This is a genomic window from Streptomyces sp. NPDC107546, from assembly GCF_055639175.1.
In genome coordinates, this window is record NZ_JBVKBA010000003.1 from 24,236 (window position 1) to 38,665 (window position 14,430).

Genomic DNA, 14,430 nt, shown 5'->3' on the forward strand with positions numbered 1-14,430 from the left:
GAGGCTCCACGATCGCGGAGCCTCACCTATGCAACTTACTGGCGCTTTACTCGGTTCCCGCTTCGGGGTGCGAACGAGGCAGGATTGTGACCATGTCCAACACTCCCATGGCAGCGAACCCGCTCACCCGGACCGTGCTCGAGATCGACGAGTACGCCTCCGGCCTCGGCTGGGACCAGCCCGCTCGCCTCTTCGCCCTCGTCGACACCGCGCGCCTGCGGACCGAGGAGCCCGCGCTCGCGACCCAGCTCGGTCTGGAGGACGAGCCCGAGCCCGCGGGTCTCACCCCGATCGAGCAGGACGAGATCCCGGCCGGCCGACCGCTGGACGAGTTCCTCGGCACCATCGCCTGGCCCGACGCGGTGGCCGGCTGTGCGCTCACGGTGGAGCGGCTGATGCTGCCGCCGTCCGCGGAGTCCCAGGTCCCCCAGGGACTGAGCGAGAAGAAGCTGGCCGCGTGGGTCGCCGAGCACCCGGAGCGCCAGGAGGTGCGGATGACAGTGGCGGTGCTGCGGGACGGCGCGCGGGAGTCGGCGCTGCGGCTGCGCGAGAAGGACTCGCCGACGGAGGTGCTGACGGGTCCGGACCTGGTGCCGGGCCTTGCGGAGGCACTGGCGGCCACGTTCGAGGACTGAGCGCTCCGCACAACGGGGGCGGGGGCGCCCGGAGGCTTCCGGGCACCCGCCCACTCATGTGAAGGCACCGCCGTCAGCCCTTGGTGGTGCACTTCGGCAGATCGGCGGTCTTGCCGGTGCGGATGTCCTTGAGGGCGTTCAGGGCGTCCGCGATGGTGTTGACCTTGACCAGGGTGAGCCCCTTGGGGGTGTCCTTGGCGGCGGAAGCGCAGTTGTCCTTGGGGGTGAGGAAGTACTGGGCGCCCTTGCTGCGCGCGCCGACGGTCTTCATCTCCACACCGCCGATCGGTCCGACCTGGCCGTCGTCGTCGATGGTGCCGGTGCCGGCGACGAACTTGCCGCCGGTGAGGCTGCCCGGGGTGAGCTTGTCGTAGATGCCGAGGGCGAACATCAGCCCGGCGCTCGGGCCGCCCACGTCGGCGAGCTTGATGTCGACGGTGAACGGGAAGGTGTGATCGGTCCCGGCGGAGATCCCGACGATGGCGCGCTCCCTGGCGGTGTCGTGGGACTTCGTCGTGGTGATCGTCACATCCCGGGTTTCGGTGGCCGTCTTGTGCGCCTTCTCGGCGGCGGCCTGCACCTTGGCGGGCACGATCGTGAACACGACATTCTCGCCGGGCTTGTGCTTGGTGACCAGCTTGGCGACGTCCTCGGGCACCTTCACGGCACTGCCGTCGACGGCCTTGATGACATCACCGGCGTGCAGCTTGCCCTCGGCGGGCGCCCCCTTGAGCACGGTGGAGACGATCACCCAGGACTTCACCGGGACGCCCAGTTCCTTCAGGGCGGCGACCTTGGCGCTCTCCTGGGACTGGCTGAACTCCTCGGCGTTCTCCTGCGTGGACTGCTGTTCGGTCTTGCCGTCCGGGTAGAGCGTGTCGTGCGGGACCACCTTGATGTCGTGCGCCAGCCAGCCGTAGACGGCCTCCACCAGATTCATGTTGTATTCGGCGCTGGTGACCCGCACGGTCGTCATGTTCAGGTGTCCGGTCGTCGGGTAGGTCCTGCGCCCGGAGATCTGCAGCACCGGCTGGCCGTCGTGCTCGTCCAGGGTGTTCACCGTCGGCCCCGGGGACATCTCCGAGTACGGCACTTTGATGAACACTCCCGCACACAGGAGCGCGATCAGCATCAAGGTGGAGGCGAGCATCGTCGCAGTGCGGCGTGGCATGGAACGACAGTACGGGACGGTGCTGTCAGCGGACCGTCAGGGCCGTCCGTACGAGCACGGGCGGCCCCTGGATCCTCGGCGCCCTCAGCCGCCCGAGTGGGACCTCTCCATCGCCTCGCGGAAACGCGCGTACCCGGCGAGCTCGGAGCCGTCGCCCGCGGCCTTGCGGTTCCGACTGGCCCAACTGCCCCACACTCCTGCACCGATCGCAGCCATAAGCGGAATCAGCAACCAGGCGAGCGCCGCCATGCCGACCTCCCAACCCCGATGAGCGACCGCAACTGACTGATCAGCAGATTAATCATCCGCAGTGTCAACGCTCACGCGAGGGGTACGGTTACGCAACCGGAGCCCGGGTGAGAGGTTGGTTAACCCCAGGAGAGGTATACGCTCGCCCGCTCAGCAGGCACCCACCCGCCCTCCCGTCGCCCGACCACCACCCCTCAACGACGGCGCTACGCGCCGACCCATTCATCGGTGCCGTCGGAGAACCTCTGGTGCTTCCAGATGGGCACTTCGTGCTTGAGGTCGTCGATGAGCTTGCGGCAGGCCTCGAAGGCCTCGCCCCGGTGGGGACACGCCACGGCGACGACGACGGCGAGATCACCGACGCGCAGGTCCCCCACGCGGTGCACCGCCGCGAGCGCCCGCACGGGGTACTCGGCGACGACCTTCTCGGCGATGCGTCGCATCTCGGCCTCGGCGGTCGGATGGCACGAGTATCCGAGCGCGTCGACATCGGCCCCGCCGTCATGGTTCCGCACGGTCCCGACGAACAGCGCGATCCCTCCGGCGGCGGCGTCCCCCACGGCCCGGAAGACCTCGTCGACGGAGAGCGGGGTGTCCTGAATGGCCAGCAGCTTGATGGGCTCGTCCGCCACCTGCTCACCGGGGTGATCACTGTTGGGTGCCATGCCCCCATCGTGCCGTACACCTCCAAGAAGGAGGAACAGACGCTTCAGGAGGCACGCGCGCGTGGGGCTGCGAAGCGTCACGGTACGGGCGGCGCGCCACACCCGCCGGTCCGCACTGTGAGGACGTACGAGGAGGACGGATGAGGGGGAGGCCGTGCCCCTCAGGCCCGCCGCCGCGCCTTCCGTGCCCTCCGCACCACCGCCGCCGCGCCCAGCAGAGCGACCGTCGCCCCCGCGGCCCCCGCCGCCGTGGCGTCCTTGCGTCCCAACCGCCGCCCCACCACGGTGTGCCGCCCGGCCACCTCATCCAGCAGCTCGGCCAGCACCTCCTCGTTCGTCCACTTCGGCCGCCACCCGGCGTCGTGCAGCCGGCTCCCGCTCACGACCCACGGGTACATCGTGTACGCGAGGTCCCCGGCCGGCGAGGGCGTCAGCCCGATGCGGTGCAGCCGGGCCGCCGCGCCCAGCGCGACCGCGGACGGCAGCTCCATCCGACGGATCCCGCTCAGCTCCTCGACCTCCTCCTGCTCCAGCCACCCCTCGCACCCGACGGCCAGCTCCCCCTCCACCTTCTCCAGAACGGCGTACTCCAGGGCACTGCACAGATCCTCGACGTGGCAGAACTGCCATGCCGGCCGCGACCCTGCCACCACCAGCAGCCGAGGCGACTCGAAATACCTGGTCAGCGCCGTGTCCGTGCCCCCGACCAGCACAGCGGGCCGTACGACGGTGACATTGAGCCCCGGATGCGCCCGGGGCGCGCGCCGCGCGAGCCGCTCGATCTCCAGCAGGTCCCCCACCCCGGTCGCCTCCGCCGTCGCCCGCAGCTCGGCATCCTCCGACAGCGGCAGCTCGTTGTCCGGCAGCGCCCCGTAGACCATCGCGGAGGTGCACAGCACCACCCGGTGCACCCCGGCGGCCGCCGCCGCGGTCAGCACGGTCTGGGTTCCGCGCACGTTGTACGCCGTGCGCGCCGCCGGGTCCGTCTCCAGGTCCAGGTCGAGTGCCAGGTGCACCACCACGTCCGCGCCCCGCAGCTTGTCCGCGATCGCCGGGTCCCGCACGTCCAGGATGTGCCACCGCGCCGCCCCGCACTCCCCGCGCCGCTCGTCGATGGCGACGACCTGCCTGATCTCCTCGCACGCGGCGAGCCGCTCGGTGAGCAGCGCGCCGACCCCGGACGCGGCGCCGGTGACCGCGACGACGGGCCCGCGAGTGGCGGTCGACTCGCCGGCGTGAAGCGCCGTCCTTGAGGGGCGGTGGTCGGGCGACGGGTGGGCTGAATGGTTTCGCGCTGCGCGAACCTGCGGATCTGGGGAACTCACCGGGCGTCTCCAGCGGTTGTCTTCCATACGGACGCAAAGCACGCGTGCGTACCAGGTGGCATCCATCCTGCCCCAGGCCACGAGTCGGCGAAGCACCCAGGCCCGATCGGGTCAAGGTGTCTACGCTGGGTGGTGTTGTCGGGCAGCCAGCCGCCGGAAGGAACCGGTGGCCTTACCAGCCGAGGAATCCCGTGAGTGACACCCCATTCGGATTCGGCCTTCCGCCGGAGGAGCCGGAGAACGGCGACGAGGGCAAGAAGAAGGACCAGGAGAGCGGCGGTGGTCAGGGACCGGCCAACCCGTTCGGTTTCGGGCTGCCCGGAGCCGGCGGCGCCGGCGCCGACAACCCGCTCGCAGCGATGTTCGGTTCCCTGGACCCCACCGACCTGGGCGCCGCCTTCCAGCAGCTGGGCCAGATGCTCTCCTACGAGGGCGGCCCGGTGAACTGGGACATGGCCAAGCAGATCGCCCGCCAGACGGTCTCCCAGGGCACCCCCGACGGCACCAAGGACCAGAGCTTGAGCCCCGGCGAGCGTTCCGCCGTGGAGGAGGCCGTCCGCCTGGCCGACCTGTGGCTCGACGACGCGACGTCGCTGCCCTCCGGCTCGGGCTCCGCGGTGGCCTGGAGCCGCGCGGAGTGGGTCGAGGCGACCCTGCCGGTGTGGAAGGAGCTCGTCGACCCGGTCGCCGAGCGCGTCGGCGCGGCCATGGGTGATGTCCTGCCGGAGGAGATGCAGGCCATGGCGGGCCCCCTGATCGGCATGATGCGCTCCATGGGCGGCGCCATGTTCGGCACGCAGATCGGACAGGCCGTCGGCGTGCTCGCCGGCGAAGTCGTCGGTTCCACCGACATCGGTCTGCCGCTCGGTCCGGCCGGGAAGGCCGCGTTGCTGCCGCTGAACATCGAGGTGTTCGGCAAGGACCTGGGCGTGCCCAAGGAGGAGGTGCGGCTCTACCTCGCGCTGCGCGAGGCCGCCCACCAGCGCCTGTTCGCGCACGTGCCGTGGCTGCGCTCGCACCTGTTCGGCGCCGTCGAGGGCTACGCCCGCGGCATCAAGGTCGACACGGCGAAGCTGGAGGACGTGGTCGGCCAGTTCGACCCGCAGAACCCGGAGGAGCTGCAGCAGGCGCTCCAGCAGGGCATGTTCCAGCCGGAGGACACACCGGAGCAGAAGACGGCCCTGGCCCGTCTGGAGACGGCACTGGCGCTCGTCGAGGGCTGGGTGGACGCGGTGGTGCACGCGGCGGCGAAGCCGCGCCTGGCGTCCGCGGACGCGCTGCGCGAAACCCTGCGCCGCCGTCGCGCCTCCGGCGGCCCGGCCGAGCAGACGTTCGCCACGCTGATCGGCCTGGAGCTGCGCCCGCGCCGACTGCGGGACGCCTCCCGTCTATGGGCGTCGCTCACCGACGCGCGCGGTGTGGACGGCCGGGACGGCCTGTGGGCCCACCCGGACATGCTGCCGACGGCGTCCGACCTGGACGACCCGGACGGCTTCGTGCACCGCGAGCAGCTCGACTTCTCCGAGCTGGACAAGATGCTCGGCGAGGCGGCGGACGGCTCCGCTCCGAAGCCGGACCTGAAGAAGAAGGACGACGGCGAAGCCGAGGGCGACGACGCAGAGTGAGCCTCTACGACGACGCCGTCCTCGTGCTCAAGTCCTACGAGGACCAGGAAGAGCTGCGCCAGGCGTATCTGGACCACCTCCAGACGCACCCGGACGGCATGTGGAAGTCCTGTGGGGACGGGCACATCACCGCGAGCGCACTGGTGATCGACCCCGAGCACGGCCGGGTACTCCTGACCCTCCACAAGAAGATCCGGATGTGGCTGCAGATGGGCGGCCACTGCGAGCCGGACGACACGACGCTGGCGGACGCCGCACGCCGCGAGGCGACCGAGGAGTCGGGCATCGAGGGACTGATCCTGCTGCCCGGCGGGCCGGTGCGCCTGGACCGGCATCACACGCCGTGCGCCTGGCACCTCGACGTCCAGTACGCGGCGCTCGCCCCGGCCGGGGCCGTGGAGGCGATCAGCGACGAGTCCCTGGACCTGCGCTGGTTCCCGTACGCCGAGGTGGCGGACGTGGCGGACGAGTCCGTCGTACGGCTGCTGGAGGCGACGCGCACCAGGCTGTGAAGGTGTGAACGGGCAAGGGGTGACCGCCACTGCGGTCACCCCTCACCCAGGCTCAGCTCCAGACGTTGCCCTGGTTCTGCCCCCGTGCCCCGTGCTGCCCCATGCCGAACTGCGCGGCCAGCCCCTGCCCGATCTGGGCGTTCTGCGGCGGCAGCAGCTCGCTGGGCTGCACCAGCGCGAAGCCGTTGCCCATGAAACTGAGCTCCCAGCCCTCACCGGTGTTGCCGCGGCGCCGCCACACCCCGGAGGAGTGCGTCTGCGCCTGCATCTGCACCCGCAGGCCGGTGGACCAGGCGACGATCGCGTCGGCGTCGCAGTTGACGTACTTTTCGGGCGTGACCCGCATCAGCAGCGGCGCACCCGACGTCATCAGCGCGACCTTGCCGCGGCCGGTGATGTTGAGCTGGTACTTGCCGGAGCCGGAGATCCCGTACAGGCTGTCGACGGCGATGACCTCGTGGTGCAGCGAGGAGTCCATCGCGAGGACGTAACTGCTGTCGACGGTCAGCCCGTCCTGCTCGACGTCCATGATGTGCACGTGTTGGGCGAGATTGGCGAGGTAGACGGTGCCCTGTCCGTGGCAGCGCATCAGGTCCAGGCCCTCGCCGGTGTGTGCACGCGCGCGCCGCTGACCGCCGCTCTGGTACTCGGCGTCGAACTCGATGAGCCCCTGGTAGGCGACCATGGCGCCCTTGCGCGCCAGGATGTCGTCGTGGCCCTCCAGCAGGACGCGCAGCATCTGCGGGTTCTGCAGGCTGTACCGCTCCTGGGTCTGCTGCTCGTTGTAGGCGAAAAGCGAGCTCTGCATGGTGTGCGTTTCCCCCTCAGCCCCGGAACCGGAGGCGGTCGGTGCTGTCCTCGCTGGGCTGGACGACCACGATGCCCTGCCCGGAGAAAGCCATCTGGTAGGCCTCGCCGCTGCCGCGCCCGATGAGCGACTGCGCCTTGAAGCTGCGCTTGCCCTTCACCTTGAGGTTCGGGGACCAGGCGACGAGGGCGTCCGGGTCGACGTACGTCTCGTCCTCGCCTCCGCCGCAGTCGACCACGATCGGGGTGCCCCGGGAGGTCAGGGCCACCCAGCCCTGCCCGGAGATCTTCGTGTTCCACAGGCCCTGTCCGGCGAACTTGGCGAGTCCCTTGACGCGTTCTACGCCCCACTGCAAGTGGGCGTCGAAGGCGAGCAGGTTGGTGGCGTTGACGGAGATCGCATCGCCACCCAGGTTGATGACGACGACGTTCGCCCCGTAGTCGGCGAGGTAGAGCAGACCGTCGCCGGAGCACTTCATCAGGGGCGCACCCTCACCGGTCATCCAGTCCCGCGCGATCTGGCGCACGGCGGGCGGGTTGGGCTCGTACTGGATGAACCCTTCGTAGGCGACCATCGAGCCCACGCGCGCGAGGAGGTCGTTTCCGGTCTGCATGGCGACCTTCAGCATGTGGCTGCCGTGGTTCTCCATGCGGGCGGTGACGGGTGCGGGGGCGTAGCCCGCGAGCGGCTGGTTCATGACGGGCTCCCTCAGACCTCGTACGGCTGGACGACGACGAAATTGCCGGGCGCGGCGCGGAACTGCAGGTTCACGCCCTCTCCGGTGTGGCCCGGATAGGCGTTGCGGCGCATGCGCACCTGGCTGGAGACGATCACCTGGGCGGCGGCCGACCAGGCGACGACGGCGTTGGAGTCCACGAACGTCGTGGGGGTGACGGGCAGCACCACGGGTGCGCCGTGCGTCTTGACGACGATGGTGCCGGTCCCCTGGAACTGCATGGTGAACAGGGCGCCCCCGGGGATGCCGTGCCCCTCGATGCGCCGCACCTCGTGCTGGAGGGATTCGTCGAAGGCGAGGACGTTCTCCGCGGAGACACAGATCGCGTCCCCCTGGAGCTCGATCGGGTGCAGATCGGTGGCGCTCTCCGCGAGGAACACCTGCCCCTGGCCCGTGCAGCGCATGAGCTGCATCTCTTGGCCGGTGGCGTTGCCCACGATCCGCCCGGCGAAGCCGGCGCCCTTGTAGCCGAAGTCGACCTTGCCCTGGTAGAGCACCATGCTGCCCTGGCGGGCCAGTACGGACTGGCCGCCGATGCCGAGGTCCACGCGGACGAGCTTCTTGTTCTGCTGCGTCCACCGCTGCCCGGTGGGCGTCTCCTTGAAGGCCTGCAACGCGGCGGCCACACCGGCGGCCTGGGGGGCGCCCTGCGCAGCGGCCGGGGAAGCGCCGTACGGGGAGGGGGCGCCGGGCGGGGCCGGGTACTGGCCGGGAGCCTGGCCGTACGGCGGCTGCTGTGCGTATCCGGGGGGCATCGACGCGGCCGGTTGCTGTCCGTATCCGGGCGGGGGGCCGGGCGGAGCGGGCGGCTGGGCGTGCGGCGCCGGGCCCGGCGGCGGCACGGCTGCGGCGGCAGGCGTGTTCAGGGGCGCGACGATGGTGGGCGCGGCGTGCACCGAGGGCGCGGGCGCCGGGGCGTGCGGAGTGGCTCCCTGGGGCGGCGCGTAGCCCTGGGGGGCGGGCTGCGGCTGCTGCGGCATCGGCGCGGGAGCGGGTGCCGGAGGTGCGGGCGCCGGCGCAGGTGCGGCCGGGGCGGCGAACGCCGGCGGGGCGAACCCCGGGGCGGCGCCGGTCTGCGGCTGTTGCGAGGCGGGCGTCTGCTCCTCCTCGAGGAGCTCCCCGCCGAAGTTCTTCAGCAGTGCCTCGAGGCCGCCGTCGAAACCCTGCCCGACCGCGGCGAACCGCCAGACGTCCTTGAGGTAGAAGTCGCCCAGCATGACGGCGCGTTCGGTGGTGAACTCCGAGCCGCTGAAGGGGTAGCGGGCCACTTCCTCGCCGCCCGCGACGATACGCAGGTATCCGGGGCCGATCTGCGACATCTGCCCGGCCCCGTCGATCGTCGCCGTGAAGGACAGCTTGTGGATGCGCGGCGGGATCTTGTCGAGCGTGACCCGGAAGGACTCCGTGTCCCCCGCCTGCGGACCGAGGAGCTGAATGGCCTCCTCCGGCGTCTTCGGCTGGTTGAAGAAGACGAAGTACCGGTCGTCCGAGAGCCGTTCGTCGGCGTCCAGCCCGAAGCAGCTGATGTCGAAGCTCAGTCCGGGCGCGGAGATCTGCACGCCTACGTACAGGTCCGTGCCGGCCGTGAGGTCACTGATCCTGGCCTTGTGGCCGCGTTGGAATTCCCTGGCCATGCGTAACGACCGTCCCCCATCCCGAATGTGAGTGCGTCGCGCCAGGTTAACGGCAAACACACGGAGCCGAGGGAGCCGGTACAGACCCGGTACACAACCGCATCGTCGCGAGGATCCGGCTGCTTCTCGGCGTGTCTGCGGCGTGTGGGCGCAGTGCGGAGATGACCCGTACGACAGCTGAGAGGGGTGTGGGTGGGGCGCCTCTACTCCTCGTCCTGCGCCGGCTGGTACGGCAGCCGGTCGGCCGCGACCACCCCTTCGAGATAACCGCGGGCGCGCTCGGTGCGCGGATACGCCTCCAGCAACGGCCAGAAACGCGGCCCGTGTCCCGGTACGAGCAGATGTGCGAGTTCGTGCAGCAGGACGTAGTCGATGACGTACTCGGGCATGCCCTGCAGCCGGTGGGACAGACGGATGCTGCCCTCGGACGGGGTGCACGAGCCCCAGCGGGTGTTCTGGTTGGTCACCCAGCGGACCGAGGCGGGCCGCGCCCGGCCGTCCAGGTACTGCAGCGAGAGCCGCTCGGCACGCTCGGCCAGATCGGCGTCGCCGATCACCCGGCGGCTCTCCTGGGCGGCCAGCTTGTCGAGCATGACGGTCACCCAGCGCTGCTCCTCCGCCTTGGACATCCGGGCGGGGATGAGCACGACGGTGCGATCACCCTCGCGGTAGGCGGACACCGTTCTGCGGCGTCGCGCGCTTCTGCGAACCTCGATCGCGCTCGTCCCCGAGCCGCTCGGCGGCTCGCTCGTCGTGCTGCGCTGTGGCTTTCCGGCACGGTGCGGTGGGTCGGCGGGCACGCCCCGACGTTACCCGCTGCACACGGGGGAAGTCCCGCCTCCGACGCGGTTCCGCGCTGATCCCCACCCCCGCGCACTTGATTCATGTGATGAACGCCCCCGCCTGTGGACAACTTTCGGCACGCTCCGTCGGGTCCAGGCATGCTGGCATGCGTCGGCGGACCGATACATCCGCCGTACATGACGACGTATCGACGCATTACGGACTACGGGGGCCGGTCATGCATCCGATGGTGAAGCCCGCGCTGCGGCGCGGCTGGCGCGATCTGAACACCGTCCAGTTCGGGATGGCACCCGCGCACGCGATGGTGCTGGGCCCGGTGGACACCGCGACGGGCAGCTTCCTCACCCTGCTCGACGGCACCCGAGGGCTGCCGCTGCTCCGCGAGGAGGCCCGGCGCATGGGCCTGCCGGACGGACACGTCGACGCGCTGGTGGGCAACCTGTCGGGCGCGGGCCTGCTCGACGATGCCACCGGCGGTGGCCCGCAGGCCGACATCCTGCGCGCCAAGGCGACCGTCCTCGACCGCCTCCGTGCCGATCTGGCATCCCTGTCCCTGGTCGCCCGCTCACCCGGCGAGGCCGCCCGGCGTCTGGCCGCCCGCCGCTCCCTCCGCGTCCAGGTCCGCGGCGCGGGCCGTGTGGGTGTCCTTCTCGCCTCGCTTCTCGCGGGCACCGGCGTCGGCGAGGTCGACGTCCGCGACACGGGCTGCGTCGAGCCGTGGGATGTGGCCCCGGGTGGCCTGCCGGCGGACGCGATCGGCGAGCGCAGACAGGAGGCGGCCCGCCGCGCGGTCCGCGCGGCCACCCCCGACCGGTCCCGGCGACGGGACGCCGCCGCGCGCCGCCCTCTCCACGACGACCCGGACCCCGGCTTCTCGCTGGTGATCCTCGCCCCCCGCGACGGCGTCGACGTGCACGCTCCCGACCCGCTCAGCGCGGAACCGCTGATCACCTCGGGAACACCCCATCTGTACGCGGGTGTCGCGGAAGGCACGGGCATCGTCGGCCCGTTCGTCCTGCCCGGTGAGACGAGCTGTGCCGGCTGCCTCGACCGGGGGCGCGCCGACCGGGACGAGACCTGGCCGCGTCTGGTCGCCCAGTGGCGCTCGGGGCGCCGGCCCCAGGTCCAGGCGTGCGACCTGGCGTTGGCGGCCGCCGTCGCGGGAGTCGCCGCCGGGCACGCGCTCGCCTTCCTGGACGGCTCCGAGCCCGCCAGCTCAGGCGCACGCTGGGAGGCGTCCGTGCCCCGGTTCGACTGGCACGCTCGGCCGGTGTGGGCGCATCCCGCATGCGGGTGCGGCGCGGCGGAGAAAGGTAAGGAGGGACACACCTCGGAGGACGAGGAGCCGCGCGAGACAATGGCGGAGCAACGGCCGTCGAGGAACCTCTCCCGCAAGGCACACGCGGCACGGCTGTCTGGGACTTGGAGGGCGCATGTCTGATCTTCCCCGGAAGGCGGTCACCCGGACCGCCAAGCTCGCCGCGCTCCCGCTCGGCTTCGCCGGGCGGGCGACTTGGGGACTCGGCAAACGGATCGTCGGTGAGTCCGCGGAGATGGTCGGCCGCGAACTCCAACAGCGCACGGCCGAACAACTGTTCAAGGTGCTCGGTGAGCTCAAGGGCGGCGCGATGAAGTTCGGGCAGGCCCTGTCCGTCTTCGAGTCGGCGCTCCCCGAAGAAGTCGCCGGCCCCTACCGCGCGGCCCTGACCAAGCTCCAGGAGGCGGCCCCGCCGATGCCGACCCGCACAGTGCACGGAGTCCTAGAGGAGAGGCTCGGCGCGGACTGGCAGGAGCTGTTCCTGGAATTCGAGGACAAGCCGTCGGCGGCGGCCTCGATCGGGCAGGTGCACCGCGGGGTGTGGCACGACGGCCGTGAGGTCGCGGTCAAGGTCCAGTACCCGGGCGCGGGCGACGCCCTACTCTCCGACCTGAACCAACTCAGCCGTTTCGCCCGTCTGCTGGGCCCCCTGATCCCGGGCATGGACATCAAGCCGCTGATCGCGGAGCTGCGCGACCGGGTTTCGGAGGAGCTGGACTACGGACTGGAGGCGCAGGCTCAGCGGGCCCACGCGGAGGAGTTCGCGGGCGATCCCGACGTCACGGTACCGGCGGTTGTGCACCAGTGCGAGCAGGTTCTGGTGACCGAGTGGATCGACGGCATACCGCTGTCGGAGGTGATCGCCGACGGCACCCCGGAGCAGCGGGATCGCGCCGGGCAGCTGCTGGCCCGCTTCCTCTTCTCCGGCCCGGCCCGTACGGGCCTGCTCCACGCGGACCCGCATCCGGGCAACTTCCGTCTCCTGCCCGGCCCCCGCCGCGGTGACGGGAAGGACGGCTGGCGCCTCGGCGTCCTGGACTTCGGCACGGTCGACCGCCTGCCGGGTGGCCTGCCCACCCCGATCGGGCAGTCCCTGCGCATGACCCTGGAGGGCGACGCTCAGTCGGTCTACGAACTGCTGTGCGAGGAAGGCTTCGTCAAGGAGTCCATCGCACTCGACCCCGACGCGGTCCTCGACTACCTCCTCCCGATCATCGAACCGGCGCAGGCGGACGAATTCACCTTCACTCGCGGCTGGATGCGCAGCCAGGCGGCCCGTATCGCCGACCCGCGCTCCCCCGCCCACCAGCTGGGCAAGCAGCTCAACCTTCCTCCGGCCTATCTCCTCATCCACCGCGTGACCCTGAGCACGATCGGCGTGCTGTGCCAACTGGGCGCAACAGTCCGCCTGCGTGACGAACTGGAGGAGTGGCTGCCGGGCTTCCTGCCGGAAGAGGCACCGGAGGAGGCACCGGCGGCGGAGGCCTGACCGGCCTGGACCCGCGCCGGACCTGGCTGCCCACGGGTGACCGGTTCGGCCCGGATCTCCCACGCGTCGCAGGGGCCGACCCCTTCGGGCCGGCCCCTGCGTGGTTGTCCTGCTGCCGACGGTGGTCGGCTACTGCATCACTGCCATGGCGAGCGCGCGACGGGCGCGCAGCGAGGCCCGCTCGGCCCGGCGCTGCATCCGGCGGGCCACCGCCAGACGCACCGCCTGGCGTTCCCGCTCGGCCTCGTGCAGCCGCTCGTGCATATGCGCACGAGCCAGGGCTTCTGGGATGAGTTGCATCTCTCGGGTCCTGTTCTGACGCGAGGCGTTCGCGCCGGTGGTGGTGACGTCTGGGATCGCGGAGCCCATGGGCTCACTCGTGGACGGCTTCATCGGGGCCTGCTTCTTGGGGTCGTGCGTGAGGGGACGGTCGATCGTTCCTGCGGTGTTCATGCCGTGACCGGGTTCTTGCGCGGGCGGCCACGCGGCCGCTTCCGGGCGACGACGACACCCTGGACGAAGAGCTCGCCACCCCAGACGCCCCAGGGCTCACGCCGCTCCTTGGCGCCGGCGAGGCAGGCCTCGATCAGCGGGCAGGTGCGGCAGAGGGACTTGGCGTACTCGACGTCGGCCGGCGACTCGGCGAAGAAGACCTCCGGGTCGTACGAGCGGCACGGGACGGGTACGCCGAGGTTCTCGATGGCGTCGTCGAGCGCGGTCAGCGCGGTGAGCGGGGTCAGCGCGGTGAGCGGGGTCAGCGCGGTGAGCGGGGTCAAGGTGGAGTCCTCCGTGAGGCCGGGCGGGGGGATCGTTTCGGAAGGCGGTACGGACGGGGCGTGCGCTTCGAGTTGCACGGTTCGTCTTCCTCGTCTGGTCGTTCCGGTCCGATCGGACCGGGTATCGGCTGGTACCGGGTTCTTTTCTTGTCCCGAGGCCCCTTCGCTCTGCCGTCCCCGTTCGGGGAAAACAGAAGGGCCGCGGATCCCGGATGGGGTTCCGCGGCCCTGAAGGCGCCGACCTGATCGTCGATCAGGCTGGATCACTCCAGGGTTCTGGCCCACGGAAGGCCCACATCAGGTGGTGCTGCGTCGTCTGCTTCCGGAATCCGGCACCGGCAGCCGCAAAGGCATAGGCCTCGGCCTGTGCCACTACCGCTTCCAGTGCCTTGGTCGGTCGCTCATTGCGCTCGCGGATGGGAAGACCCGCGAGAGACAGGGAGGACGCCGGACGAACGGCACGAATGCCGGACAGACCGGTGCCCAGGTCGGAGGCGCCGAGCATGCACGTGGAGACGACCGAGTGATCGGTCAGTTTGGCGGTGCGGGTGGAGCTGGTGTTGATGCTGATCACTTCAATCGCCTCCTCTCGGCGTCTCGGGGGACTGGGGTGAGCCAGTCCGACGGATATGCAAGTACAACACGGAATCAGGGCCTCCGAGAAGGCCGCTGTCCCCGTGGAT

General features: G+C 70.8%; 16 protein-coding genes. 5 read left to right on the top strand and 11 right to left on the bottom strand.

Annotation, left to right across the window (positions count from 1 at the left end; genetic code table 11):
* Positions 1-92 precede the first annotated feature (92 nt).
* Complete coding sequence (locus ACZ7L1_RS04965) at positions 93-635, top strand: PPA1309 family protein (protein ID WP_471434257.1); 543 nt, start codon at positions 93-95, stop codon at positions 633-635.
* 73 nt (positions 636-708) lie between these two features.
* On the opposite strand, the gene ACZ7L1_RS04970 is transcribed toward ACZ7L1_RS04965, so the two are convergent.
* The 4 genes from ACZ7L1_RS04970 to ACZ7L1_RS04985 form a co-directional block, all read right to left on the bottom strand.
* Positions 709-1,806, bottom strand: a complete 1,098-nt coding sequence (locus tag ACZ7L1_RS04970) for a YlbL family protein (protein ID WP_471434259.1) — start codon at positions 1,804-1,806, stop codon at positions 709-711.
* Positions 1,807-1,890: 84 nt separating this feature from the next.
* A complete protein-coding gene (locus ACZ7L1_RS04975; protein WP_388568619.1) occupies positions 1,891-2,022 on the bottom strand; it encodes a hypothetical protein in 132 nt (43 codons plus the stop codon).
* A gap of 239 nt (positions 2,023-2,261) precedes the next feature.
* The gene (locus ACZ7L1_RS04980; protein WP_471434261.1) at positions 2,262-2,720 is read right to left on the bottom strand and encodes a molybdenum cofactor biosynthesis protein MoaE; all 459 of its coding nucleotides are present in this window, start codon (positions 2,718-2,720) and stop codon (positions 2,262-2,264) included.
* 161 nt (positions 2,721-2,881) lie between these two features.
* Positions 2,882-4,045: an SDR family oxidoreductase gene (locus ACZ7L1_RS04985; RefSeq protein ID WP_471434262.1), complete on the bottom strand. Its 1,164-nt coding sequence runs from the start codon at positions 4,043-4,045 to the stop codon at positions 2,882-2,884.
* Positions 4,046-4,236: 191 nt separating this feature from the next.
* Between ACZ7L1_RS04985 and ACZ7L1_RS04990 the strand changes: the two genes are divergently transcribed.
* Positions 4,237-5,670, top strand: a complete 1,434-nt coding sequence (locus ACZ7L1_RS04990) for a zinc-dependent metalloprotease (RefSeq protein WP_471434264.1) — start codon at positions 4,237-4,239, stop codon at positions 5,668-5,670.
* The gene (locus tag ACZ7L1_RS04995) at positions 5,667-6,182 is read left to right on the top strand and encodes an NUDIX hydrolase (protein WP_471434265.1); all 516 of its coding nucleotides are present in this window, start codon (positions 5,667-5,669) and stop codon (positions 6,180-6,182) included. Before ACZ7L1_RS04990 ends, ACZ7L1_RS04995 begins: the two co-directional genes overlap by 4 nt.
* Positions 6,183-6,234: 52 nt before the next feature.
* Here ACZ7L1_RS04995 and ACZ7L1_RS05000 read toward each other — a convergent pair whose 3' ends face one another.
* The 4 genes from ACZ7L1_RS05000 to ACZ7L1_RS05015 all read right to left on the bottom strand — a co-directional run bounded on the left by ACZ7L1_RS05000 (position 6,235) and on the right by ACZ7L1_RS05015 (position 10,160).
* A complete protein-coding gene (locus ACZ7L1_RS05000; RefSeq protein WP_471434267.1) occupies positions 6,235-6,990 on the bottom strand; it encodes an AIM24 family protein in 756 nt (251 codons plus the stop codon).
* 16 nt (positions 6,991-7,006) lie between these two features.
* A complete protein-coding gene (locus ACZ7L1_RS05005; protein ID WP_471434268.1) occupies positions 7,007-7,687 on the bottom strand; it encodes an AIM24 family protein in 681 nt (226 codons plus the stop codon).
* An 11-nt stretch (positions 7,688-7,698) separates the two neighbouring features.
* Positions 7,699-9,360, bottom strand: a complete 1,662-nt coding sequence (locus ACZ7L1_RS05010; protein ID WP_471434270.1) for a TerD family protein — start codon at positions 9,358-9,360, stop codon at positions 7,699-7,701.
* A 203-nt stretch (positions 9,361-9,563) separates the two neighbouring features.
* Complete coding sequence (locus tag ACZ7L1_RS05015; RefSeq protein ID WP_471434272.1) at positions 9,564-10,160, bottom strand: M48 metallopeptidase family protein; 597 nt, start codon at positions 10,158-10,160, stop codon at positions 9,564-9,566.
* A 221-nt stretch (positions 10,161-10,381) separates the two neighbouring features.
* On the opposite strand from ACZ7L1_RS05015, the gene ACZ7L1_RS05020 reads away from it, so the two are divergent.
* Both ACZ7L1_RS05020 and ACZ7L1_RS05025 read left to right on the top strand, forming a co-directional pair.
* Complete coding sequence (locus tag ACZ7L1_RS05020; protein ID WP_471434273.1) at positions 10,382-11,605, top strand: TOMM precursor leader peptide-binding protein; 1,224 nt, start codon at positions 10,382-10,384, stop codon at positions 11,603-11,605.
* Positions 11,598-12,971, top strand: coding sequence for an ABC1 kinase family protein (locus ACZ7L1_RS05025; protein WP_471434275.1), 1,374 nt, complete (start codon positions 11,598-11,600; stop codon positions 12,969-12,971). The genes ACZ7L1_RS05020 and ACZ7L1_RS05025 overlap by 8 nt, the downstream gene beginning before the upstream one ends.
* A gap of 129 nt (positions 12,972-13,100) precedes the next feature.
* Here the strand turns inward: ACZ7L1_RS05025 and ACZ7L1_RS05030 are convergent, their stop codons facing one another.
* From ACZ7L1_RS05030 to ACZ7L1_RS05040, 3 genes are all read right to left on the bottom strand, one after another.
* On the bottom strand, positions 13,101-13,424 hold the full coding sequence (locus ACZ7L1_RS05030; RefSeq protein WP_471434276.1) for a hypothetical protein: 324 nt from the start codon (positions 13,422-13,424) through the stop codon (positions 13,101-13,103).
* The gene (locus tag ACZ7L1_RS05035; RefSeq protein WP_471434278.1) at positions 13,421-13,825 is read right to left on the bottom strand and encodes a WhiB family transcriptional regulator; all 405 of its coding nucleotides are present in this window, start codon (positions 13,823-13,825) and stop codon (positions 13,421-13,423) included. The genes ACZ7L1_RS05030 and ACZ7L1_RS05035 overlap by 4 nt, the downstream gene beginning before the upstream one ends.
* A gap of 175 nt (positions 13,826-14,000) precedes the next feature.
* The gene (locus ACZ7L1_RS05040) at positions 14,001-14,321 is read right to left on the bottom strand and encodes a hypothetical protein (protein WP_471434280.1); all 321 of its coding nucleotides are present in this window, start codon (positions 14,319-14,321) and stop codon (positions 14,001-14,003) included.
* Positions 14,322-14,430: the final 109 nt, after the last annotated feature.

Coding starts and splice junctions, on each gene's coding strand:
- ACZ7L1_RS04965 (WP_471434257.1), top strand. CDS start 93: ATGTCCAACACTCCCATGGCAGCGAACCCGCTCACCCGGACCGTGCTC.
- ACZ7L1_RS04970 (WP_471434259.1), bottom strand. CDS start 1,806: ATGCCACGCCGCACTGCGACGATGCTCGCCTCCACCTTGATGCTGATC.
- ACZ7L1_RS04975 (WP_388568619.1), bottom strand. CDS start 2,022: ATGGCTGCGATCGGTGCAGGAGTGTGGGGCAGTTGGGCCAGTCGGAAC.
- ACZ7L1_RS04980 (WP_471434261.1), bottom strand. CDS start 2,720: ATGGCACCCAACAGTGATCACCCCGGTGAGCAGGTGGCGGACGAGCCC.
- ACZ7L1_RS05000 (WP_471434267.1), bottom strand. CDS start 6,990: ATGCAGAGCTCGCTTTTCGCCTACAACGAGCAGCAGACCCAGGAGCGG.
- ACZ7L1_RS05005 (WP_471434268.1), bottom strand. CDS start 7,687: ATGAACCAGCCGCTCGCGGGCTACGCCCCCGCACCCGTCACCGCCCGC.
- ACZ7L1_RS05010 (WP_471434270.1), bottom strand. CDS start 9,360: ATGGCCAGGGAATTCCAACGCGGCCACAAGGCCAGGATCAGTGACCTC.
- ACZ7L1_RS05020 (WP_471434273.1), top strand. CDS start 10,382: ATGCATCCGATGGTGAAGCCCGCGCTGCGGCGCGGCTGGCGCGATCTG.
- ACZ7L1_RS05025 (WP_471434275.1), top strand. CDS start 11,598: ATGTCTGATCTTCCCCGGAAGGCGGTCACCCGGACCGCCAAGCTCGCC.
- ACZ7L1_RS05030 (WP_471434276.1), bottom strand. CDS start 13,424: ATGAACACCGCAGGAACGATCGACCGTCCCCTCACGCACGACCCCAAG.